Source organism: Streptomyces sp. NBC_00647 (genome assembly GCF_045207245.1).
In the GTDB taxonomy this organism is placed as follows: domain Bacteria; phylum Actinomycetota; class Actinomycetes; order Streptomycetales; family Streptomycetaceae; genus Streptomyces.
This window is the reverse complement of sequence record NZ_CP109040.1, coordinates 8005089-8027032: the sequence shown is the minus strand read 5'-3', so window position 1 is coordinate 8027032 and position 21944 is coordinate 8005089. Positions and strand designations below refer to the sequence as shown.

Annotated in this window: 19 protein-coding genes; 6 read left to right on the top strand and 13 right to left on the bottom strand. The window is 73.7% G+C overall.

What is annotated here, in order from left to right; translation table 11 throughout:
* Positions 1-17: 17 nt before the first annotated feature.
* The 4 genes from OG788_RS35275 to OG788_RS35260 form a co-directional block, all read right to left on the bottom strand.
* Positions 18-1823 carry a DUF2201 family putative metallopeptidase gene (locus tag OG788_RS35275; RefSeq protein WP_406375103.1) on the bottom strand — a complete coding sequence of 602 codons (1806 nt, stop codon included), beginning with the start codon at positions 1821-1823 and terminating at the stop codon, positions 18-20.
* A 58-nt stretch (positions 1824-1881) separates the two neighbouring features.
* Positions 1882-2943 (bottom strand): MoxR family ATPase, encoded by a 1062-nt coding sequence (locus OG788_RS35270; protein ID WP_356751080.1) that lies wholly within the window; start codon positions 2941-2943, stop codon positions 1882-1884.
* Between the two features lie 298 nt (positions 2944-3241).
* The gene (locus OG788_RS35265) at positions 3242-5317 is read right to left on the bottom strand and encodes an alkaline phosphatase family protein (protein WP_406375102.1); all 2076 of its coding nucleotides are present in this window, start codon (positions 5315-5317) and stop codon (positions 3242-3244) included.
* Between the two features lie 142 nt (positions 5318-5459).
* The gene (locus OG788_RS35260) at positions 5460-5939 is read right to left on the bottom strand and encodes a hypothetical protein (RefSeq protein WP_351544247.1); all 480 of its coding nucleotides are present in this window, start codon (positions 5937-5939) and stop codon (positions 5460-5462) included.
* Positions 5940-6023: 84 nt separating this feature from the next.
* On the opposite strand from OG788_RS35260, the gene OG788_RS35255 reads away from it, so the two are divergent.
* Both OG788_RS35255 and OG788_RS35250 read left to right on the top strand, forming a co-directional pair.
* A complete protein-coding gene (locus OG788_RS35255; RefSeq protein ID WP_406375101.1) occupies positions 6024-6797 on the top strand; it encodes an MBL fold metallo-hydrolase in 774 nt (257 codons plus the stop codon).
* Positions 6798-6820: 23 nt separating this feature from the next.
* Positions 6821-7486 (top strand): DedA family protein, encoded by a 666-nt coding sequence (locus tag OG788_RS35250; RefSeq protein ID WP_406375100.1) that lies wholly within the window; start codon positions 6821-6823, stop codon positions 7484-7486.
* Between the two features lie 173 nt (positions 7487-7659).
* Here OG788_RS35250 and OG788_RS35245 read toward each other — a convergent pair whose 3' ends face one another.
* The 4 genes from OG788_RS35245 to OG788_RS35230 all read right to left on the bottom strand — a co-directional run bounded on the left by OG788_RS35245 (position 7660) and on the right by OG788_RS35230 (position 12490).
* On the bottom strand, positions 7660-8730 hold the full coding sequence (locus OG788_RS35245; RefSeq protein WP_406375099.1) for an MBL fold metallo-hydrolase: 1071 nt from the start codon (positions 8728-8730) through the stop codon (positions 7660-7662).
* Positions 8727-9974 (bottom strand): aminotransferase class I/II-fold pyridoxal phosphate-dependent enzyme, encoded by a 1248-nt coding sequence (locus tag OG788_RS35240; protein ID WP_356751069.1) that lies wholly within the window; start codon positions 9972-9974, stop codon positions 8727-8729. The genes OG788_RS35245 and OG788_RS35240 overlap by 4 nt, the downstream gene beginning before the upstream one ends.
* A 293-nt stretch (positions 9975-10267) precedes the next feature.
* Positions 10268-11332, bottom strand: coding sequence for a hypothetical protein (locus OG788_RS35235; RefSeq protein WP_406375098.1), 1065 nt, complete (start codon positions 11330-11332; stop codon positions 10268-10270).
* Positions 11333-11773: 441 nt separating this feature from the next.
* The gene (locus OG788_RS35230; RefSeq protein ID WP_406375097.1) at positions 11774-12490 is read right to left on the bottom strand and encodes an ANTAR domain-containing response regulator; all 717 of its coding nucleotides are present in this window, start codon (positions 12488-12490) and stop codon (positions 11774-11776) included.
* Positions 12491-12649: 159 nt separating this feature from the next.
* Between OG788_RS35230 and OG788_RS35225 the strand changes: the two genes are divergently transcribed.
* Entirely contained in the window at positions 12650-13819 is a 1170-nt protein-coding gene (locus OG788_RS35225; RefSeq protein WP_406375096.1) for a PAS domain-containing protein, read from the top strand.
* A 48-nt stretch (positions 13820-13867) separates the two neighbouring features.
* On the opposite strand, the gene OG788_RS35220 is transcribed toward OG788_RS35225, so the two are convergent.
* Positions 13868-14662, bottom strand: coding sequence for an RNA polymerase sigma factor SigF (locus OG788_RS35220; RefSeq protein WP_406375095.1), 795 nt, complete (start codon positions 14660-14662; stop codon positions 13868-13870).
* 330 nt (positions 14663-14992) lie between these two features.
* Between OG788_RS35220 and OG788_RS35215 the strand changes: the two genes are divergently transcribed.
* Positions 14993-15376 carry a DUF2795 domain-containing protein gene (locus OG788_RS35215; protein WP_406375094.1) on the top strand — a complete coding sequence of 128 codons (384 nt, stop codon included), beginning with the start codon at positions 14993-14995 and terminating at the stop codon, positions 15374-15376.
* Between the two features lie 189 nt (positions 15377-15565).
* Here OG788_RS35215 and OG788_RS35210 read toward each other — a convergent pair whose 3' ends face one another.
* The 3 genes from OG788_RS35210 to OG788_RS35200 form a co-directional block, all read right to left on the bottom strand.
* Positions 15566-16159, bottom strand: coding sequence for a TIGR03086 family metal-binding protein (locus OG788_RS35210; RefSeq protein ID WP_351544274.1), 594 nt, complete (start codon positions 16157-16159; stop codon positions 15566-15568).
* Positions 16156-16398, bottom strand: a complete 243-nt coding sequence (locus tag OG788_RS35205; protein WP_356751057.1) for a DUF6158 family protein — start codon at positions 16396-16398, stop codon at positions 16156-16158. Before OG788_RS35205 ends, OG788_RS35210 begins: the two co-directional genes overlap by 4 nt.
* A gap of 365 nt (positions 16399-16763) precedes the next feature.
* The gene (locus tag OG788_RS35200; protein WP_351544284.1) at positions 16764-18383 is read right to left on the bottom strand and encodes an ATP-binding cassette domain-containing protein; all 1620 of its coding nucleotides are present in this window, start codon (positions 18381-18383) and stop codon (positions 16764-16766) included.
* 103 nt (positions 18384-18486) lie between these two features.
* Between OG788_RS35200 and OG788_RS35195 the strand changes: the two genes are divergently transcribed.
* Complete coding sequence (locus OG788_RS35195; RefSeq protein ID WP_406375093.1) at positions 18487-19986, top strand: bifunctional phosphatase PAP2/diacylglycerol kinase family protein; 1500 nt, start codon at positions 18487-18489, stop codon at positions 19984-19986.
* Positions 19987-20209: 223 nt separating this feature from the next.
* Entirely contained in the window at positions 20210-21031 is an 822-nt protein-coding gene (locus tag OG788_RS35190) for a class I SAM-dependent methyltransferase (RefSeq protein WP_406375092.1), read from the top strand.
* 160 nt (positions 21032-21191) lie between these two features.
* On the opposite strand, the gene OG788_RS35185 is transcribed toward OG788_RS35190, so the two are convergent.
* On the bottom strand, positions 21192-21917 hold the full coding sequence (locus OG788_RS35185) for a GvpL/GvpF family gas vesicle protein (protein WP_406375091.1): 726 nt from the start codon (positions 21915-21917) through the stop codon (positions 21192-21194).
* Between the last annotated feature and the right edge of the window lie 27 nt (positions 21918-21944).

The window sequence follows — 21944 nt, the reverse complement described above, 5'->3', positions numbered from 1 at the left end:
ACGGACCGTCGCCGGGGTCATCGCACCCGGAAGACCGGTCCGCGCGCGGTGAACGGGAGCCGTGCGTCCTGCGGGATCAGATAGGCGTGCTCGCGCCGCACCCGCAGCACGTCGCAGTATCCGTCCGTGATCACGAGGACGGGCGCGCCCGGCGGGAAGTCGTCGGCGCGGTGCAGCAGGTCGATGCCCGGCTGCAGCACGGTGCCGCCGCGCCCGTGCACCCGGACCCGACCGGCTATCTCCGTGACCGGCAGAAAGCCCGCGTCGTGCGGCGCGGCGTCGCAGAAGACGACCCGGGCCGCGGGTACGTCCCTGGCCTCGGCGTAGGAGGCGATGGCACCCAGGGCCTTGCCGAGCAGGGTGCGGTCCATGGAGCCGGAGGTGTCGAGCACGACGCCGAAGGTGCAGCGGGCGATCTCCTCGGGCGGGAACCAGCGGCCGGCGCGCGGGATGTCGGGGGTGGCCGCCTGCCGGCGCGACGGACGCGCGTACGACCGCAGGGGCTCGGGCCGGGGTACGAACTCGTCGAACCAGCGGGCCAGTTGCGCGTCCCAGGGCAGCGGCGGGTGACTGAGCGCGCGGATCTCCTCGACCAGGCCGCCGGGCAGGAAGCCGCGCTCCTGCCGCTGGTGCAGATCGAGGCCCCGGGCCAGGCCGCGGCGGTAGAACTCGTCGAGGTCGACAGGGTCGCGCGACGAGCCGAGCGGCCCGCCCAGGATGTCGCCCGCTCCCTTGCCGCGCAGCGTCGCGAGGCGGCGCATCCGGCGCAGATCACCGGCGATCCGGTCGTACACCTCCTCGGCCGACAGGTCCTTCAGATCGGGGTCGTACAGCAGTCCGTCGGGCATGGTGCCGATCTGCATCTCGCACAGCCAGCCGTTGATCACATAGTCGGCGGCGACGTTGAAGAGGTACGGGTCCCGGGCGCCGCAGCGGTCGCCGTGGCGCAGGGCGGCGTGCAGCATCTCGTGGGCGAGGACGAACCGCCACTCCTCGTCGCTGAAGGCGCGCAGCGGGTTGATGTAGATCTCGGCCGCCTCCGTGTCGACGGCGGCGACGGAGATGTCGTGGGCGCGGGCCAGTTCGGCGTCGGCGACCAGGGTGATGCCGGCCGCGACGCCACCGAGCAGCGGGTAGGAGGAGACGAACCAGCTCAGCGCCCGCTCCCAGGGCTGGAGCAGGGTGGGACCGCCGCGCATGGACGCGCGCCGGCCGCCCGCCATGTCCATCGCGGTGGCCATGGTGCGGGTCAGGGCGTGCGCGAAGGCCACCTGCCAGTCGGGCGGGGTGCCGCCGTTCCAGGTCTTCCAGGGCACCAGCAGCTGGTCCGGGGCGCCGCCCGCCGTACCACAGTGCTCGTACAGGGGCGGGATGCCGTCACGGCGCCAACGCGCGGCGAGCCGCTCCTCGTCGCCGTCGGGATAGGCGTCCGGGAGGTTCTCCGGGGTCAGGCCCACCGGGAAGCCGAGCAGGAAGCGGTTCACCACCACGCAGCGTGCGGCGAGGTCGAAGGGGTCCGGCTGCTCGCGCTCTCCGACCGCGGCCGGGACATGGCCGAAGCCCAGGTGGATGACGGCGTGCGCCACGGCCCAGGCCCAGGTGGCGGGGTCCGCGCGGCGGGCGGGGTCCACGTGCAGCGTCCCGTCGGAGTCGACGGCCACCAGTCCGTTGCGGGGAGCCGCGCCGCAGTCCTCCTGCCGGCAGACGCTGAAGCCGATCGCGGCCAGCGCCCGGTTCGCCCGCACCAGCCGCATCCCCTCGGCGAACGCCTCGGCGGCGGGGTCGGGTCCGGCCTTGGCGTCGGCCTTGCGGGCGCGGCTCATCGCGCGGCCTCGGTGGCCGGGCGGACCGCCGCCTCCGGGGGGAGGCCCATGAGCACGGTCACCGGCGCGCCTCCACCAGGCGCGGCATGTCCCGGGCCGCCTCCACCAGGAACCACGCGGGCAGGACGGGGTTGCCGTCGGCGTCGGACGCGATGACGCTCTGCGCGACCTCGACGGAGATCTCGGCGAGCTGCACGAGGAGGGACTTGGCGCGGAACGCGGTCTGGCGGGCGTTCGCGGAGAGGTGCTCCTTGCTCGCGGGCAGCTCCTTGAGGAGCCGGCCGCGGAAGGACTCCGCGAGGTAGTAGAGGAGGTCGCGGTCCTCCATGCGGGAGGGCCAGCGGGCGTCGCCCTTGATGACGGCCTCGATGCCGAACCGGCTGCGCACGATCTTGACGTACCCGCAGAAGGCGACCGCGTGCGCGGGCGTCAGCGTGCCGTGGGCGATCACCTTCAGGGTGTCCTCGTCGACCGCGGGACCGAAGGAGCCGAGCGCGTCGGAGAGCATGTGCCAGGAGCGCGGCGTGGAGAACGGCTCCTCCGTCTTCGGCGGCTTGGACCACAGGTGGTCGGGGCGGTCGGTGAGGTGGTCCAGCACCCAGGGATGGATGCCGTTGGCGGCCGCCCAGGCGAGCCAGTCCTTCGGGGAGGCCTCCAGGTGGACGTGCGTGAGGCGGTTGACCAGCGCGGAGGCGATCGGGCGGGCCAGCGCGTTGTCCGTGGCACGGTTGCCCGCGCCGATCACGATGGAGCCCTTCGGCAGCTCGTAGTTGCCGATCCGGCGGTCCAGGATCAGCGAGTAGAAGGCCTTCTGCACATCGGGGGTCGCCGCGTTCAGCTCGTCCAGGAACAGGCAGTACGGCTCGTCCCGGGCGATCGCCTCCGGCGGGCAGAAGACGGACCGGCCGTCGCGGATCTGCGGCACGCCGATCAGGTCCTCCGGCGCCAGCTGCGTACCCAGCAGGCTCACGCACTCCAGCCCGAGCGATTCGGCGAACTCCCGGACGAGGGAGGACTTCCCGATGCCGGGAGCGCCCCAGAGGAAGACCGGCCGCACGGTGGCGAGACCGAGCAGCAGCTCCGGGATGCGGGCAGGGGTGACGGTGACGGCTGCCTGCACAGGCGAGCTCCTTGGGCGTGTTCGTGAGGGGGGCGCGCAGGGGCGCGGCGTCCGATGCGCACAGTGTGGGCTCGCGGGTCCGTTCACCGCAGCCCATTTTCCGGCGCACGCGGCTGCCGCCGTACCGCCGCGGCCTTCGCCTTCGCCTTCGCCTTCGCCTGGAACGACCCATGGGGCCCGCCCGGGTGGCACGCCGGACCCCTCATACTCCCTTCCGGGTACGCCGAGTTCCCCGATTCCCCCGCCGAGTCGTTGCGCGACCGTGCCCGGGCGGTGCGCTGATCGAGCCCGGTCCGGCTCAGGCGGCGCGCTCGTCCGGGACGGTCCCCAGCGGTATCTGGGGGCCGTCGCACTCGCTCAGCCAGCGCCGCAGCACGTCGTGCACCCGCTCCGCGCCGACGAGTTCGGTGTCCTCGCCGATGGGCGCGGACAGGGTCGCCGGGGAGAGCAGGAAGGGCCGCCCCTGGGCGCCGCCGAGCCCGCCGTGCGAGCCGATCTGCTCCTCGAAGGCGAGGACTTCGCCGTCGTCCGGGTCGTACCAGGAGTTGACCATGATGTCGGCCGTGTGCGGGAAGGTGTGCGTCCGCCGCACGGCGTCGGCGGCGCCGGGGCCGAAGTCGGCCAAGGGGCCCGGGTGTTCGTCGTCGAGACGGTCCACCGGCACCTCGGCGCCGTGCGCGCCGAGCACGAGACCGCCGTGCTCCTCGCTGCGGACCAGCAGGAAGCCGACGCCGGGGTGGTTGGCGAGCGTGGACAGCAGCGCGGGGTGGCGGCGGTCGATCTCCTCCCGGCTCATCCGGTGCGGCACGTCGGGGAAGGAGACGAGACCGAGGTTGCCGGAGGCCAGGACGATGGGCTCGGAGCGGCGCCCCGACGGCCGGCGCCGCTCCTCTCGCTCCTCGACGGGCCTGCGCAGCGCGGCTCGTACGGCGGTCCGCGCCTCGGCACCGCTGTGGGTGCGCTGTGCCTTGCGGGGCACGGGCAGGCCGCAGCCGGCCCGGACCAGATTGCCGAGGCTGAGGCCGTAGCGGGTCAGGAAGGTCTCGCCCGGGCTCTGGCCGTGGTCGGAGAGCACGACGATCCGGTACGGCCGCGGGGCGTGCTCGGCGACCTTCTCGATCAGCGCGAGCGACCGGTCGAGCCGCTCCAGGATCTTCTCGGCGTCCCGGCTCCGCGGCCCGGAGTGGTGGGCCACTTCGTCGTACGCCACCAGGTCCGCGTAGACCGCGTTGCGCCCGGCGAGCATGTCGCCGATCACCGCGGCGACCACGACGTCCCGCTCGACGACGGTCGCGAAGGCGCGGACGAAGGGGTAGAGCCCGCCCCGCTTGACGCGGGGCCGTCGCTGCTTGAGGCGGGCCGCGGTGGACTGGCCCATCTCCCTGAAGACCTCGGCGGTGAACGACATCGCCGTGCGGACGGCGTTGGCGGGATCGGAGAAGTACGCGAAGTAGCCGGCCCGCGAGCGGTTGTCCCGACCCCTCCTCGCGGCCACGGAGAGCACGAGGGCGAGCTCGTCGGCGCCGCCGCTGAAGAGGTTGCCGCGGCTCGCGCCGTCGACGGTGAGCAGTCCCCCGTCACCGGTGTGCCCGACGGCCCGGCGCTGGAGTTCGGCGGCGCTGGTCGGCCGGTTGCAGACCATGACCTCCTGGGTGTCCTTCTCGTACCACCGGAAGGCCGGGACGTCGTGGTTGCTGCCGTGCAGGATGCCCAGCTGGCTGGCGCCGGTCTGGCTGGACCAGTCCGTGCGCCACGCGATGAGCCGGTGGGTGGGACGGGTGCCGTCCAGCCATCGGGCCGCGGTCGGCATCAGCCCCTTGCCGATGGCCTCCCGCAGCACGTCGTGCCCGACGCCGTCGAGCTGGAGGAAGACGGCACCGGGGGTCGAGGGGCCGGGCCGCCCGTCGGCGCGCCTGCGGCGCCGGTCGGCGAGCCGGTAGAGCCGGCGCCGGTACGCGTCGTCGTCCCGTACCGCGAGAGCACCGCCGGTGGCCGAGGCGACGGCGGACATCACCGCGGCCACGACCACGGCGGTCTCGGGGGCGGCCTCGCCGTGCCCGGAGGGGCTGAGCCGCAGGGCGAGGAGCAGCAGCGAGCCGTTGAGGAAGAAGACGAGGAGGGCGAGCACGAAAGCGGGGACCAGCAGCAGCGCCCGGACGAGCAGGGGCCACACCAGCGACGACAGGAGGCCGAAGACGCCCGCGCCGGCCGCCGCGGTGACCGCGATCCGCGTCGCGCTGTCCCCGCTGTCCGACTGCAGCTGGAAATCGGGCAGCGCACCGGCGAGGACGAGCATCGTGACGGTGGACGCGGCCCACACCGTGATGCTCCGGCCCACCGCGCTGGCGACCCGTCGCCAACGTCCTCCGTCCACGCCCAGTCCACCTCACGTCCCGGCCCGCCCGGTCCGCGCGGCCTGCTCCCACCCTGTCACAACGGCCGGACAGGCCAGGATGTCCCCGGAAGTCCCAGGGAAGTCCGCCGGGAACCCCTCGAGGAGTCCGCGGGGCGAGAGGTCAACGGCCGTCGTATCCGGCCGTCGGCATCGACAGCCGACGGTGGACCCGGGCCTTCATCTGGGCGTCGTACGACGGTTCGGCACTGCCCACCGTCTCGACGCGCACCCCGCGGCGCACGCACTCCGCGGTGAACTCCTCGACCGAGGCGAGGGCGCGTTCCAGCACCCGGCGGCTGGGTGCGACGAACAGGTCCACGAGGCCGGCCTCGACGTCCGCCCACAGGCTGCGGTGGTCCGGGCGCAGACCGCGTACGAGGAGTTCCCGGGTGACGACATAGCCGCGCTCGGCGGCCCAGCGGGCACACATCGCGTGCTGGCTGCGGGAGTCGACGAGGAAGGGGTCCTCGTCGAGTTCCTCCAGGGGGGTCAGGCTCGCGATCGCCGTGACGCGGAGCGACGGGGGGCGCGACGCCTGGCCGCTCCGCTCGTGCGAGCGCTTGAGGGCGTGCGTGCCGGAGGCAGCGCGTGCGTCTCCCATGGCGTCCCCCTCACCTCCGGGTTTCGCCGCCGACCCTACTCCTGCCCGTAGGCTCGGGGGGAGTCGCGCGAAGGAGGCAAAGAGGTGCCGGTGGAGATCACCTGGTGGGGGCACGCCACCTGCACGCTGGAGGACTCCGGGACACGCGTGCTCACCGATCCGCTCTTCGCGCGCCGGCTCGCGCATCTGCGGCGCAGGCGCGGGGCGCCGCCCCCTCCCCCGGCGGCGGTCGCCGACGTGGCGCTCGTCTCCCATCTGCACGCCGACCATCTGCACCTGCCGTCGCTGGCGCGGCTGGCCCCGGGGACCCAGCTGCTCGTGCCGCGGGGCGCCGCGCGCTCGGTTCCCGGGCTGCGGCGGCTGGACCATCTGCGGCTCACCGAGGTCGTGCCCGGCGATCGCACCCAGGTCGGTGACCTGGTCGTACGCACGGTGTCGGCACGCCACGACGGGCGGCGGCTGCCGGTCGGACCGCACCGCTCCCCCGCCGTGGGATACGTGGTGGAAGGCGAGGCGCGGACGTACTTCGCCGGGGACACGGGGCTGTTCGCGTCGATGGCCGAGGAGGTCGGTGCGGTCGACGTGGCCCTGCTGCCGGTGGGCGGCTGGGGGCCGTATCTCGGGGAGGGCCATCTCGACGCGGGCCGTGCCGCCGAGGCGCTGGCCGCGTTGCTGCCGCGCAGCGCTGTGCCGGTGCACTACGGCACGTTCTGGCCCATCGGGATGGATGCCGTGCGCCCCCATGAATTCCATGCGCCGGGTGCGGAGTTCGTGCGCCTGGCCGCCGAGCGTGCTCCCCGGGTGACGGTGCACCTGCTGGAGCACGGCGAGAGCGTGCGTCCGGAGGCCGCTCGGTGATGGCCTGGCCCGCCACGGGAGCGGTGGCTCCCTCTCTCCTGTCGGCCAAGGGCACCGCCCCGGCGTTGTTCCTGTCCGCCACGGCCACGACCGTGCCGCCGGAGTCCACCCAGCAGGCGATCGGGTATCCGTCCCTGTTCCTGCTGGTGCTGATCGGCGCGCTCGTACCGGTGGTGCCGACGGGCGCACTGGTGAGTTCGGCGGCGGTGGTGGCCTTCCACCAGGCGGCGCCCCTCGGTCTGCTGATGGTGTTCCTGGTGTCCTCGGTGGCGGCGTTCATCGGCGACATGTCGCTCTACTGGCTCGGCCGGCGCGGCATGGGCTCGAAGAACGGATCGCGCTGGCTGGAGGCGATCCGGGTGCGCGCCCCCGAGGACCGGCTCGTCCGGGCCCAGGAGAAGCTCGCCGACCACGGCGTCGCCGTCCTCGTCCTGTCCCGTCTCGTGCCGGCGGGCCGCATCCCGGTGATGCTGGCCTGTCTGATGGCGAAGATGCCGCTGCGCACCTTCGCCCGCGGGGACGCTCCGGCATGTCTCGCGTGGGCGGCCACCTACCAGGTCATCGGCATCCTCGGCGGCTCCCTCTTCAGTGAGGCGTGGGAGGGCGTGGTGGCGGCGGTGGCGCTGACCCTCGCGATCAGCGCGGCGCCGAGCGTGTGGCGCAGGCTCCGCCGGACGACACCCTCGTAGGGACGCGGTCGCCTCGCCCCGGCTCAAGGGCGCGACGACTCCCCTTCAAGGGGACGGGACGACCGCTCCACGACGTGCGACCGCTCCACGAAGGGACGCGGCGACCGCTCCACGAAGGGACGCGGCGACCGCTCCGCGAAGAGACGGGATGCCCACGCCGCGAGGAGACGGGGTCACTCCAGTACCCGCGAACCCCCCACCGCCAGATCCCACAGATCCTCCCGTGCCAGGCCCGCCCGCTCCCAGGCGGCCCGCACCCGCCGCAGGGGCTCGAGGACCGGTTCCGCCGAGAGCACGAACGTGCCCCAGTGCATCGGCGCCATCCGCCGCGCGTTCAGGTCGACGGTCGCCTGCACCGCCTCTTCCGGGTCGCAGTGCACATCGCTCAGCCACCACCGGGGGTCGTACGCGCCGATCGGCAGGAGGGCGAGGTCGATCCCCGGGTGGCGCTGCCCGATGCGGGAGAACCAGTGGCCGTATCCGGTGTCGCCCGCGAAGTACACGCGCTGCCCCTCGGGCGCCGTCAGGACCCAGCCGCCCCACAGGGTGCGGCAGGTGTCGGTGAGGCTGCGCTTGGACCAGTGGTGTGCGGGGACGAAGTCGAAGCGGACGCCGTCCAGTTCGGCCGCCTCCCACCAGTCCAGCTCGGTGACGCGGGTGAACCGGCGCCGCCTGAACCAGCGTCCGAGTCCCGCGGGCACGAACAGCGGTGTGTCGCGCGGGAGTCGGCGCAGGGTCGGCGCGTCCAGATGGTCGTAGTGGTTGTGGCTGATGACGACCGCGTCGACACGCGGCAGCGTGCTCCAGGCCACGCCGACCGGGGTGATCCGGGCCGGGGTCCCGATGATCCTGCGGGACCAGACCGGGTCGGTGAGGACGGTGAGCCCGCCGATCCGGACCACCCAACTCGCGTGCCCCGCCCAGGAGACGGCGACGGCGCGGGCGTCCACGCGGGGCAGCGGCGCCGGCTCGAAGGGCAGCAGCGGGATGTCGGCGAGCCCCTCGACGCCGGGCCGCAGGGCACCCTCGCGGGCGAACCGCGCGAAGGCCCGCAGCCCCGGCAGCGGCGCCGTCAGCCGGTCCACGAAGGACCGGGGCCAGTTACGCCGCTCGCCGAGCGGGCGGGGCTCGGCGAGCGGAGGAGGAAGGACGGCGGGGTGCCCCTGTGCAGGGGCGGGCGGCGGCGCGGGATCGTCGGTGTCCTGTGCCGTCCTGCTCGTGGTCGACTCGGACTGCTGCGTCATCGAGGAGACTCCCATCGCTGAGCGTCGTCGCGGAGATCGTCGAAGGCCGACCCCAATCGGGTCAACGCACTGTGTACATGCGGCAGTTCCAGCGGCGTCGGGGAGGCGAGGGATTCCTCCCGCTCCTCGTCCGTGGAGCCGAGCAGCGGCCCGGTGCCGAGGCGGACGCGGAGCGCGGCGAGGTCGTCGCCGAACCGGTGTCCGCCCGGCGCGGGCATGCCGAGCCGGGCGGAGAGGAAGTCCTCCAGGTCCTGTGCGTCGCCGACGCCGTGCGCGCCGAGGGCGGTGCGGAGCGGGCCGAGGTCGACGTACAGGTGTCTGCCGACCTGCGGGGGCCGCGCGACGGCACCGGAACCGGTCACCGCGCGGTGGGCGGCTTCGGCCACGCGCGCGTGCAGGCGTACGGCGGCGGTGAGCCGTCCGGTGATCCCGGCGGGCTCGCCGAGCGCGTACGCGGCAGCCGCGGCGACCGGTTCGGCGACGCGCGCGCCGAGCACGGTGAGCACATCGAGGACACGGGAGCGCAGCAGGGCACCCGACTCGTTGCCGGGGAAGCGGGCGACGGCGGCCGGCCAGCCCTGCGGCAGGAAGGGGCCCGCGAGGTCCGTGATCACGGTGACGTCGTCGGGGAGCATCTCGGCGGGGCTGAGCAGCACGGTGTCGTGCGGCCGGTGCACGGTGTCGCGCCAGGTCTCGTCGCTGACGATGTGCAGGCCCTCGCCCGCCGCGGCCTCCACGGTCTCGTGCACCACCTCGGGCGGTGCGACGGTGGCGGTGGGGTCGTCGGCCACGGACAGCAGGAGCAGACGCGGGTCGCCGCCCTCCGCCCGGACTCTGCGGACGGTCTCCAGAAGGGCGTACGGATCGGGGACGCCGCCGCACTCCGCGGGGGTCGCCACATGGAACACGGATCTGCCCAGCAGGCGGGCCTGAGGCGCCCACCACGCGGCGCACGGACGGGGCACCAGGACGTCGCCGCCGAGCGCTCCGGTCAGGGCCAGCAGCAGCGCGGGGGCCCCGGGGGCGGCCACCACCCGGTCGGCCGCGGCGGACAGTCCGCGGCGGGTCCAGTAGCCGCGGGCGGCGTCGAGGAGCGCGGTTCCGCCGCCGAAGAGCTCGGCGTCCGAGCGATCCGCCGCGGCGGCCAGTACGGAGCGGAGTTCCGGCTGGACGGGCAGGCCCGGTTCGGGCAGCGGCGGCCCGTACCGGACCGGTCCGTGGCCTTCGTGGGCCGTCCGCCGCATACCTGCCTCCGCACCGTGCGTACTGCCGTGCCCTGTTCCGGAGCCTGCCTGTCCGTACGGTTCCGGGTGCTTCCGTCCCCTCGTACAACTCACCTCGCGCGGCTGACTCTCCCGCGCCGTCGCCCTCTCAGTGCCCAGAGGCATACCGTCCCACGAGTGCTCTCGTGAGCGCTCCGGAAGCTGCTCCGGAAGGTGCTCCGGAAGGTGCTCCGGAAGGTGCTCCGGGGATCGTGCCCGTCACGTCGTCATCCGTCGCGCCCTCGTCCGCATCGTCACGGTGTCGCCCCGCCGCTCTACCCGTGCCGTTGGCGGAGCCGGAGGACGGCCGCGCCCACGGCGCCGGCGATCAGTACACCGCCGGCGACCAGAGCCGGCACGGAGTCGGTGAAGACACCGCCCTCACCGGCCTCCACACCGCGCTGGACGGCGGGAGGATGCTCACCGGCACCGGCGTCGGTGCCGGGCCCGCTGTCGGTGCCGTGCGTCGCCATGGCGCCCCGGGCCACGGAGTACGAGGCGGTCCACTGTTTCCCGTGACCGCCCGGCGGCGCGGGACAGACGCCCTCCACGTCCCATCGCGACCCGCCCCCGGCATCCGGGGTGAGTTTGTCCGGGCCCACCGTGCCGGGACCGACCGACTCCGGGTCCACCGTCTCCGGCCCCACCGTGTCGGGGCCCACCGTGTCGGGGCCCACCGTGTCCGGGCCCACCGTGTCGGGCCCCACCTCATCCGGACCCACCTCATCCGGACCCACGGCATCCGGGCCCACGGCATCCGGGCCCACCGTCTCCGGCCCCACGGCATCGGGGGCCGTCGGGTCGGGGACCACCGGATCGGGAACCACCGGGTCTCCGGCCGAGGGAGCCGGTGCCTCGGCGTCGGGCGCCGCCGTGTCCGGGCTCCCGGGGGCCGGGCTCGCCGCTCCCCCGCGCACGGTGCCTGGATTCTTGGCGTCGGAGGAAGCCGCCGTGCCGGGGCCCGTGCCGTCAAAACCTTGCCCCGCGTCGGACCCCGTCCCCGCGGAGTCGCCGGCCGTGTCGGGAGCTTCGCCTGAAACGCCCGACGGGATGCGGGCCGTGCCGCGATAGGCGGCGGCGCCCGCGGCGCTCGTGTCGGTGCCCTCGACGCGATGCAGTTGGACCTTGCCGTTCTCGAAGCCCTGGGAACTGGCGTCGATGAAGTCGGGCGGGGTTCCCCCGATCGCGTCACAGGTGACCGTGATGGTGAGAGTGCCGCCGGGTTCGACGGAGCCCGGGCTGACCTCCGCGGCCGGATCCGCCGACGCTGCCGACGCGGCGGCGCCCAAGGCTGCGCCGGCCAGGGCGGTGGCGTACAGGACACGGGCGGTACGGCGCATGAGCGGGGCTCCTTCGGCGGGCTGCGGTCCGAGAGCCACGGCCGTCGCGTCCCTCGGGCCCATCAGAGCCCGCCGTCCCGCCGGGCGCGAACGGCCGGGCACCATTCGCGGGACAGACGGGTCCGAGCGGGTGACATCGCTGCGGGGCGGCGCCCGCTCCCCGTGCACGGCATCCGGCACCTCCCCCGGGACGCCGCCCACCGCCCAGCCCGTACGACAACGACCGCTCAGCCCGTACGGCAACCACCGCTCAGCCCGTACGGCAACCACCGCTCAGCCCGTACGGCAACCACCGCTCAGCCCGTACGACAACCACCGCCCGGCCCGTGCGACAACCACCGCTCACCAGGCACGACGACTACCGTCGCAGGGCACCTACGACAGCTGCCGCCGCCGGCCCCTGGATGCGGCGGCGCCTCTTCCCTCCCTCGCCCGCTCCCCTCATTCGGTCGGCGCGACCAACTCCCGCTCCAGTCCGTGTCCCCGCTTGTCCACGACGCCGGCGGCGACGTCGGACAGCTTGCGGTTGGTGCCCTGTGAGATCCGGCGCAGGACCGCGAAGGCCCGGTCCGCGTCGCACCCCAGGGCGTGCATCACCATGCCGCACGCCTGGTCGATGACGGGCCGGGAGCGCAGCGCGGCGCCCAGCTGGTCGAGTTCGGTCAGCGCGGCGCGGTAGGAGCGGTCGCGGACCAGGCAGGTCGCCGCATGGTCGCCGAGCGCGCGGGCGGCTCCGTGCGAGGCCCCTTCGAGGGCGCCGGGCCGGAAGCTGTAGAGGCTGAGCGTGACGGTCAGCCCGGCGCGGCGAAAGGGAATGGTCACGCTGGAGCGCACGCCCGCGTCGAGGGCCATGGCCCGGTAGCCGGGCCAGCGCTTCTCGGCCAGCAGGTCCGCCGAGTCGACGGGTTCCCCGCGTTCCAGAGCGGCCGGGATCGGCCCATCGCCGGAGCGCAGTTGCACCGAGACGAGTCCGGCGAGGTCGGGGTGGGTCACCGCGGCGGGCCGTTCGGTGCCGCCCTGGGACACCATGCTGCTCGCGCCGCAGCAGTCGGTGACGCAGCGCGTGGCCTGTTCGGCGAGTTCCGAGAGCCTTCTCCCGGGGAGGGCCGACTCGGGTGACTCCGTTCCCAGATGGCCCAGTCGATCGGTTTCCGGCATGGCTCACTCCTCCTCTCTCCTCGCCTTCCCACCCATCTGCACCGAAAACGAGCGCTCTCGCCCGGGCCGGAACGAAGTGCCCCCACCTGCGTCGGAGCAAGCCCTGCGGGTTGCACCCCCGCCACCCCCGGCACACCTCGGCCGGGTTACGTTCATCGCATGGCGCTGACGGACGAATTCGGTGAAGAACTCGCGGATTTCGTGCGCCGCGTCTCGGAGTTGAAGGCGGCGCGTTCCGTGCCCGCCCGGCAACTGCCGACGGTCCTCGAGGCGGCGATCTTCGAACTGGACCATGTGGCCGAGCAGTTGTGGCCCGCGTTCCAGCGGATGTCCGCGGCCGGTCCCTCCGGGATCGGCTCCGTGGACCGGCAGGAGCAGCAGCTCCTGAAGGCGCTCTTCCAGCGGGTGCCGGTGCCGGTCGTGCTGGTGGACCGCGAGACCGTGGTGCGCCGGATGAACTTCGCGGCGACCTCGTTCACCGGTCTCCGGGCCGGTTACGCCACCGGCCGGCCGCTGACCGGGTTCCTGGCGCACGCCGACCGGGCCGCGTTCCGCTCGCAGGCGGCGGCGGTGGCCCGCGGCGAGGGCGACCGCGGGCTCACCGTGCGTCTCCAGCAGGAGCCGTCGGTGCCCGTGCGGGCGACGCTCACCGCGCTGCGGCCCAGCGGGGAGCCACGGACCGCCGTACTGGTGGTGCTCCAGCCGGTGGACGAGGGAAGCCCGTCGGATGCCCCGGGGCACTCGGGGAACTCGGTGAACCCGGGGCGAGGTGCACCGGGGCGGGCGGTGCCGAGTCTCTCCGCGACCACCCGGCACGCGGAGCTGATGGACCTGGTGGACGCCATGACCACGGCGCTGCTCGGCCGTCCGGACGGGGACCGTTCAGCGGTGCTGGACCGGGTGGCAGGGGTGCTGCACGGGCGGTTCGCGGACTGGGTGGTGGCCGACGCCGGGGCCGGACCCGGGCGACTGTCCCGTACGGCCGTGCTCGGCCCGCCCGGATGCGGCGAGGAGGTGGCGGCCGTGGCCGCGCAGGATCCCGCCGCGTGCCCCCTCGTCGCCGAGGCGGTACGCGGCGGGTCCACGGCCCTACAGGTACGTCCGGACGACCCGGACGCCTTCGGGCACGACGCCTCGGGCGCCCCGGTCCTCGTCCGCGCCGACGTGACGTCCTTGCTGTGTGTGCCACTGCCCGGCGCGTCCGGTTCCGTACGCGGGGTGGTGACGCTGTTCAGGAGCGGCGGCCGGCTCTCCTTCTCGATGGCCGAGGCGCAGGCGATGGACTTGATGTCCCGTCACATCGCCCTGCGGCTCGCGTGGTCGGACTGACCCGGCGGGCGTCCGGGCGGCCACCCGGTCGGGCCGATCGGCCGTCCCTCAGGCCGCGTCGCGCATGATCTGGTCGCGCAGGCGGGTGCAGCAGCGGCTGATGAGGCGGGAGACGTGCATCTGGGAGATGCCCAGCTCGTCGGCGATCCGGCTCTGGGTCATGTCACTGAAGAACCGCATGTAGAGAATGGCGCGTTCCCGCTCGGGCAGTGCCTGGAGCCGGGGTTTGACGGCCTCGCGGTCGATGACGGTGTCGAGCGCCGGATCGGACGAACCGAGGGCGTCGCTGAGGGAGTATCCGTCGTCGCTGCCCGGCAGTTCGGCGTCCAGGGAGAGCGCGGTGAAGCTCTCCAGGGCCTCGAGGCCCGTGAGGACGTCCTCCTCGCTCATCCGGGCGTGCTCGGCGATCTCGGCGACGGTGGGCCGGCGGCCCGGGATGGTCTGCGAGAGGTCCTGGCTCGCGAACCGGACCCGGTTGCGCAGGTCCTGGACCCGGCGCGGCACGTGCAGGGTCCACATGTGGTCGCGGAAGTGGCGCTTGATCTCGCCGGTGATCGTCGGTACCGCGTAGCTCTCGAAGGCGTTGCCGAGCTCCGGGTCGTAGCGGTCGACGGCCTTGACCAGACCGAGCGCCGCGACCTGACGAAGATCCTCAGGGCTCTCGCCGCGGTTGCGGAACCGCCCCGCGAGCCGTTCGGCCATCGGCAGCCAGGACTCGACGATCTCCTCACGGAGCGCGTCGCGCTGCTGGCCCGGGGGGAGCGTGGCGAGCCTGCGGAATGCCTCCGCGGTGTCGGGGGCGTCGTCGTGCGGATGGTGCGTCGCGCTCGCTTGAGTTCGCATGGTGCGTCGCAACTCCCTTGATGGTGCCTTGTGATGGACAGTCATCGTGGGAGCGCACCCGAGCGCCGGACGGGTACACCCGTGGCGCGAGAGCCGCTCCCACGGACGTGCCTCCTGTCCGAAGCACTGCAACTGCGTCTGCCCCGCGCCATGCGGGACAAACACCACGCGATTCTCCCTGAAGCCGGGCCGCTCCTTCCTCCCGGGGCCGGGATCGGCCCCTCCCGAGCCGCGCTCTGCGCGACCCGGCTCCACCCGGCCGGCGAGCGGACGTGTCGGGCCCGGGCCGTCGGGTACGCGATCACCACCTCGAACCTCTGGAGGGAATTCATGCAGCGAGGCAGTGACCGGTTGAGTGTTCACCGGGACGAGGAGATGAAGCACGAACTGCGCGATTTCCTCAGGTCAGGGCACCCCACCCGGGCCGAGGAGTGGCAGGACCCGGAGCCGGCCGCCGACGACGATCCGGTGATCGCGGGAGGCCCGGTGGTGCCGGACGGACCTCAGAGCTCCTTGGCGACGCTGCGCCTGGAACTGGCGCGGTTCCTGGGCCGTACCTCGTTCCCCGCGGGACCTCGTGAGCTGATCGGTGTCCTGCGCGAGAAGAACGCCCCCGACGTCCTGACCGCGTCCCTGGAGCGGCTGCCGAGCACGGCGCGCTACGGCACGGCGCACGAACTGGCGGCAGCGGTCGTGGGAGCAGGGAGTCCCTAGAGGCACCGGGGCACCGGGGGCACCGGGGCGTGCGCGCGCAGCAGGACCGGAGGCACCGGTGACGTCACCGGCGCGGGCCGTCATCGAGGATGACGGCCCGCTCACGGAAGGTGCGCGGTCGGCCGCGCGCCCCGCGTCCGCGGACGGCCGGCAGGAGGGGGCTCGGCGCGCCGATCCGGGCGGCGGCCCTCAGGGGCGCCGCCCGACCAGGCAGAGCAGTTTCGTCTGGACGTCGGCGCCGGGCGGCGGTTCCTCCGGGGGCGCGAAGAGCCCGCTCTTCTCCAGCTCCGCCGCGTGCGGGGTGACCTCGCGGACCGCGAAGGTCAGCAGGTCGGCGGGGAGTTGTTCGTCGGCGCCGATGGCACGCGACAGGTCCCAGGTGTGGACGGCGAGGTCGGTGACCAGCTGCGCGCAGTAGTCGGCCGCCTGCATGTCGCCGAACGAGAGATGGACCGTGCGGTCGAGCGCGCCCGGCTCCCCGAACACGGCGCGTGAGGCGTCGGCCACGGCGTCCCAGGCGGCGGCCGGGTCGGGGCCGAGCAGGTCGCCCGCCAGCGCGCCGCCGACCGAGTCGACGGTGCCGCCGTCCCGGACCAGCGCGGGCACCCACGCCTGCTCGGAGACGAGATGACCGACCAGGTCGCGCACGCTCCAGGCGGTGCACGGTGTGGGGGCGTCCCACTGGTCGTCGCGGACGGCGTGGACGCGGCGGCCGAAGAGGTCCAGGGCCTCCGCCTGCCGGGTCAGGATCGGATTCGGCTCGGTCGGATGCGGGGCGGTCATGCCGGCGGCACCCCCGCGGGTCCGCGGTCCCGGGCCCCGTCGCGGGTACGGCCCGCCGAGACGGGCCGGCGCGGGTGACGGCGCAGATACTCGCCCTCCAGCTGGGCCATGCGCACGTTGTGGGTGTGCAGCGCGTCGTTCGAACCGTGCAGCAGCGTGTCGTGACGGGTGCGGTGGATGGCCTCCAGCTCTTTCATCAGCTGCTGGTCGTCCAGCCGGCCCGGGTCCACTCCGGTCATGGTGCTACCCCGCTCGTCGTGGCCCTCGGTGCGGTCCGGGCACCCGCCCGGGCAAGCCCTGCCCCGAGCGGCGTCCGTGGGAGCCATGGATCGAGACCTTCTCCCACCACTCTACGAACATCCGGGGTGCCGGGCCTCCCCGGGACGCCCGGGGTACGGGGAAGGCCCGGGGAGGGCCCGGGACGGGCGGGCCCTGCCTCGACGAAACGGGCGGGCCCGGCCTCACCAGGACGGACCCGGCCTCCGGCACCGCCCAGCGGCCTCCGGCCGAGGCCGGCGCTCCCGGCGCCGCACCCGGACTCCCGTGCGCTGCGTTCCCGGCGCCGCGCCAGGACTCGCTGGCACGGGCCATGGTTCCGCGCGGCCTACCGGGCCCGCTCCACCCGGCGCTCGTCCCACACCGGCTCCTGCGTCTCCCGGACGCGGCCGTCCGAGCCGAAGACCAGGTAGCGGTCGAAGGAGCGGGCGAACCAGCGGTCGTGGGTGACCGACAGGACCGTCCCCTCGTACGCCTCGAGGCCCTCCTGAAGTGCCTCGGCGGACTCCAGGTCGAGGTTGTCGGTCGGCTCGTCGAGCAGCAGGGCCGTGGAGCCCTCCAGCTCCAGGAGCAGGATCTGGAAACGCGCCTGCTGGCCGCCCGACAGCTTCTCGAAGCGCTGCTCGGCCTGGGCGGTCAGCTCGTAGCGGCGCAGCCGGGACATCGCCGCTCCGCGGTCCTGTGAGTGCTCGGTCCACAGGATGTCCAGGAGCGTGCGGCCCTCCAGCTCCGGGTGGGCGTGCGTCTGCGCGAAGTGGCCGGCCACCACGCGGGCGCCGAGCTTCCACTCGCCGGTGTGCGCGACGTCGCCGCCCGCGAGCAGCCGCAGGAAGTGCGACTTCCCCGAGCCGTTGGAGCCGAGGACGGCGACGCGCTCGCCGTAGAAGACCTCCAGGTCGAACGGTTTCATCAGACCGGTGAGCTCGAGTCCCTTGCAGGTCACGGCCCTCACCCCGGTCCGCCCGCCGTGCAGCCTCATCTTGATGTCCTGCTCGCGCGGCGGCTCCGGAGGCGGTCCGGCCTCCTCGAACTTGCGCAGCCGGGTCTGCGCCGCCGCGTAACGGGACGCCATCTCATGGCTGACGGCGGCCGCCTGACGGAGGTTCAGCACCAGCTTCTTGAGCTGCGCGTGCTTCTCGTCCCAGCGCCTGCGCAGCTCCTCGAAGCGCGCGAACCGCTCCCGCCTGGCCTCGTGATACGTCGCGAAACCGGCGCCGTGCACCCAGGCGTCCGCGCCGGCCGGGCCGGGCTCGACGCTGACGATCTTCTGGGCGGCGCGGGCGAGGAGTTCGCGGTCGTGGGAGACGAACAGGACGGTCTTGCGGGTCTCCTTGAGCCGCTCCTCCAGCCAGCGCTTGCCGGGCACGTCGAGGTAGTTGTCCGGCTCGTCGAGGAGCAGCACCTCGTCGGTGCCGCGCAGCAGCGCCTCCAGGACCAGGCGCTTCTGCTCACCCCCGGACAGGGTCCGGACCAGCCGCCATTGCGCCTTCTCGTAGGGGACGCCGAGGGCGGCCGTCGTGCACATGTCCCAGAGGGTCTCGGCCTCGTATCCACGGACCTCGGCCCAGTCGGACAGCGCCTGCGCGTAGCGGAGCTGTGACGCCTCGTCGTCCACGGTCATCATGGCGTGCTCGGCGGCGTCCACGGCCTTCGCCGCCTCGCGGATCCGGGGCGGGGCCACGGAGACGAGCAGCTCCCGCACGGTCGTCTCGTCGCGCACGGACCCCACGAACTGCCGCATCACGCCGAGCCCGCCGCCCACGTTGACGGTTCCTCCGTGGGGCTTGAGCTCCCCCGAGATCAGCCGCAGCAGCGTCGTCTTCCCGGCGCCGTTGGGCCCCACCAGGGCCACGACGGCCCCTTCCCCCACCCGAAACGACACATCGCCGAGCAGCGCCCTCCCGTCGGGAAGGTAGTACTCAAGGTGTGCGGCTTCGAGATGTCCCATGGGCAGGCATTCTCCGGGGAGCGGCGGTGAGGGGCAAACGCGTATCCGACCAGGGCCCGGCACGGGGGCGAGGAACCGGCGGATCCGGGGTAGACGGAGCCGCATGACCCCGACCCCAGACGTCGACCTCACCGCCCTCGTACCGGGCCGCCATGCCCTTCGGGACCGCCTCCTGGCACTGGACTGCCGGGTCTTCGAGGCGGTCGCGGCGCGGCACTGGCCGGGCGGCGACCCGGTGCTGCCACGGCTGAGCCGCAGCGCGAACCACGGTGTCCTGTGGTTCGCCACCGCCGCCGCCGTCGCGGCGAGCCGCACTCCGCGGGCCCGCCGGGCCGCCGCCCGGGGCGTCGCCTCGCTCGCCCTCGCCTCCGCCACCATCAACACACTCGGCAAGCGCTCGGTGCGCCGGACCCGCCCCGGACTGGACCCGGTGCCCGCCATCCGGCAGCTGAAGCGGCAGCCGATCACCACGTCGTTCCCGTCGGGCCACGCCGCCTCCGCCGCCGCCTTCGCGACGGGTGTGGCACTGGAGTCCCGCGGCTGGGGCGCCGCCGTAGCACCGCTCGCCGCGGCGGTCGCACTGTCCCGCGTCTACACCGGCGTCCACTTCCCGAGCGACGTCCTGGCCGGGGCGGCCCTCGGCGTCGGCGCCGCCTACGCCGTGCGGGGACTGGTGCCCACCCGGGACCAGGTGACTCCGGCCGGCCGGCCGCGCGTGGACGCGCCCGCGCTGCCCGAGGGCGAGGGCCTGGTCGTCGTGGCCAACACGGGCTCGGGCAGCGCGGAGCGGGTCGGCGCGCTGGCCTCCGCGCTGCCGCGCGCGGAGGTCGTGGAGTGCGAACCCTCCGGCATACGGGAGGAGCTGGAGAAGGCGGCGAGCCGCGCCCGGGTGCTGGGCGTGTGCGGCGGCGACGGCACGGTGAACACCGCGGCCGAGGTCGCGCTGCGCCACGGCGTCCCCCTCGCCGTCCTGCCGGGCGGCACCCTCAACCACTTCGCCCACGACCTCGGGGTCGAGGGCGAACGCGATCTGGTCCGCGCGCTCCAGGAGGGCGAGGCGGTCCAGGTGGACGTGGGCCGGTTCACGTCCGGCGACCAGGAGGGCATCTTCCTCAACACCTGCAGCCTGGGCATCTATCCGGAGCTCGTGCGTGAGCGGGAGAACTGGTCCAGGGTGATCGGCAGCTGGCCCGCCGGTGTGCTCGGCGCCCTGCGCGTGCTGCGCGCGGACCATCACCCACTGCGGGCAGAACTCGGCGGCCGCACGCACCCGTTGTGGCTGCTGTTCGCCGGCAACGGCACCTACCACCGGATGGGCCTGGCGCCCGCCCGCCGCTTCGACCTCGCGGACGGACGGCTGGACGTACGGGTCGTGCACGGCGGCCGCCATCCCGCGATGCGTCTGCTGGCCGCGGCCTTCGCGGGCCCGCTGACGCGCTCTCCCGCCCACGCGGCCGTGCGGGTGGGGCATCTGCACATCGACAGTGTCGCGCCGGGCACGCTTCTCGCCTACGACGGTGAAGTCACCGAGGTCAGCGGTGAGGTGACGCTGCGCAAGAGCCCCGAGGCGCTGACCGTCTACCGGCCGCTTCCCGCGCACTGAGGCCGGTCCCGCGCACGCACGCCGTTCCCGCGCGCACTCGGGCCACGAGCCGGTTCCGTGACCTCATCGGCGTGCCTCGGCTCGCGCAACACCCCACCCGGGACTGTCCACATGGCAAGATATGGGTCTCATTATTCGACATGCCCGCGTACGGTGATGCCATCGCCTCGCGGAGTCGGCAGACGCCCGAGCGAGGCCCCGTACGACGAGAAGGGGAACGGTCATGTCGAAGCCGCAGGAGACCGCCGTCTACACGCACGGCCACCACGAGTCGGTGCTGCGCTCACACACCTGGCGCACCGCCGCCAACTCGGCGGCCTACCTGCTCGACTCGCTGAAGCCGCACATGAAGATCCTCGACATCGGCTGCGGCCCCGGCACCATCACCGCCGACCTGGCGGAACGGGTGCCGGACGGCCAGGTCACCGGCGTCGACCACGCGCCCGGCATCCTGGACCGGGCCCGCCGGGTGGCGGCCGAACGCGGCCTGCGCAACGTCGACTTCGCGGTCGCCGACATCCACGCGCTGGAGTATCCGGACGACACGTTCTGCGTGGTCCACGCCCACCAGGTGCTCCAGCACGTGGGCGATCCGGTGCAGGCGCTGCGCGAGATGCACCGGGTCACGAAGCCCGGCGGCTTCATCGCGGTCCGCGAGTCGGACTACTCGGCCATGACCTGGTACCCGGCGGTACCGGGCATGGACGACTGGCTGGACCTCTACCTGAGGGTCGCCCGAGCCAACGGGGGCGAGCCCGACGCGGGCCGGCGTCTCAAGTCGTGGGCACTGGCCGCCGGCATCCGGGACATCGCGGCGACGTCGAGCACCTGGACCTTCGCCACCGAGAGCGAGCGGGAGTGGTGGAGCGGCCTGTGGGCGGACCGCACGGTGGCCTCGTCCTACGCGGAGCGCGCCACCGAAGGGGGGCACGCGACCACGGATCAACTGAGGGCGGTGTCGGACGCCTGGCGGCAGTGGGGGCGGCAGGCGGACGCCTGGTTCTCCGTGCTGCACGGAGAGATTCTCTGCCGGAAGGAAGCCTGACTCCACGGTGACCGGACACCCGAGCGCAACGGGGTTCACGTCCTGTGGCCGCTCGGATTCCTGGTGCGTGGCACGAGTGCTTCCGGCTCCAGGGCAGCGGCCGCCGGCACAGGTGGTGGGGCTTTCCTCGGCGACGGCAGGGATCAGGGTGGAGGGCCGGTCAGGGCGCCTTCCTCGCGAGGTCCGTGAGGCCTATGAAACCCGTGAGGCCCGTTGAACCCGTGAAGGAGTACGCCGCCCACGGTCCCGTGAGCACCACGCGCACCCCCGGTTCCTCGCGCACACTCGCGTTCACCCGCTCCACGAATTCCTCCGATGCCGCGCGCGGCACCAGATAGGCGGCATCGAACACATGGGTGTCCGTCGCGTGAGGAGAGGCCGGATTCGGCGGGGTGCGCACCAGGGATTCGTCGGCGCACCGGGAAAGGGTGCCGTGCAACCGGTGTGTGAATTCATCCGTGCGTTCCCGTGTCCCACCGGAAGGCCCGGCGGTCTTGGCGTACACCTTCACGCCCCATTCCACCCGCCCGTCGAGCCGGTCGAGGGTCCGCAGGAACTCCTCCTCGCGTTCCTCCATCATCACGCGTACACCGCTGTCGTCCCGGAGCACGGTGGCGAGCCGGAGCGGCAGCGGGCTGGTGACGGCGGTGAGCGAGTCGACGACGCCCTGGTGGGCGCGGGCCGTCGCCTCCAGCCACTCCACGTCCTCCAGCCGGCGGCGCAGCGGCTCCGCGGCGAATTCCCGCTCCGGGACCGAGCCGACCACGGCGATCAGGTCGCCGTGGCGCAGCAGCTTGGGCGGGACGCCCGCGACCCCGGCCAGTTCGGCCGACAGCGCCGCCGGGAAGGGGCGGCAGATCGCGTAGACGTAGCGCAGAGTGGTCATGAGGTCTCCTCCCGCGGGTCCACGCGG

Bases quoted from the DNA above. Each gene is read 5' to 3' on its own strand.
- OG788_RS35235 (WP_406375098.1), bottom strand. From the start codon at position 11,332: ATGCGCCGTACCGCCCGTGTCCTGTACGCCACCGCCCTGGCCGGCGCA.
- OG788_RS35260 (WP_351544247.1), bottom strand. From the start codon at position 5,939: ATGGGAGACGCACGCGCTGCCTCCGGCACGCACGCCCTCAAGCGCTCG.
- OG788_RS35185 (WP_406375091.1), bottom strand. From the start codon at position 21,917: ATGACCACTCTGCGCTACGTCTACGCGATCTGCCGCCCCTTCCCGGCG.
- OG788_RS35200 (WP_351544284.1), bottom strand. From the start codon at position 18,383: ATGGGACATCTCGAAGCCGCACACCTTGAGTACTACCTTCCCGACGGG.
- OG788_RS35240 (WP_356751069.1), bottom strand. From the start codon at position 9,974: ATGCGGCGGACGGCCCACGAAGGCCACGGACCGGTCCGGTACGGGCCG.
- OG788_RS35195 (WP_406375093.1), top strand. From the start codon at position 18,487: ATGACCCCGACCCCAGACGTCGACCTCACCGCCCTCGTACCGGGCCGC.
- OG788_RS35245 (WP_406375099.1), bottom strand. From the start codon at position 8,730: ATGACGCAGCAGTCCGAGTCGACCACGAGCAGGACGGCACAGGACACC.
- OG788_RS35190 (WP_406375092.1), top strand. From the start codon at position 20,210: ATGTCGAAGCCGCAGGAGACCGCCGTCTACACGCACGGCCACCACGAG.
- OG788_RS35215 (WP_406375094.1), top strand. From the start codon at position 14,993: ATGCAGCGAGGCAGTGACCGGTTGAGTGTTCACCGGGACGAGGAGATG.
- OG788_RS35210 (WP_351544274.1), bottom strand. From the start codon at position 16,159: ATGACCGCCCCGCATCCGACCGAGCCGAATCCGATCCTGACCCGGCAG.
- OG788_RS35275 (WP_406375103.1), bottom strand. From the start codon at position 1,823: ATGAGCCGCGCCCGCAAGGCCGACGCCAAGGCCGGACCCGACCCCGCC.
- OG788_RS35230 (WP_406375097.1), bottom strand. From the start codon at position 12,490: ATGCCGGAAACCGATCGACTGGGCCATCTGGGAACGGAGTCACCCGAG.
- OG788_RS35225 (WP_406375096.1), top strand. From the start codon at position 12,650: ATGGCGCTGACGGACGAATTCGGTGAAGAACTCGCGGATTTCGTGCGC.
- OG788_RS35220 (WP_406375095.1), bottom strand. From the start codon at position 14,662: ATGCGAACTCAAGCGAGCGCGACGCACCATCCGCACGACGACGCCCCC.
- OG788_RS35205 (WP_356751057.1), bottom strand. From the start codon at position 16,398: ATGACCGGAGTGGACCCGGGCCGGCTGGACGACCAGCAGCTGATGAAA.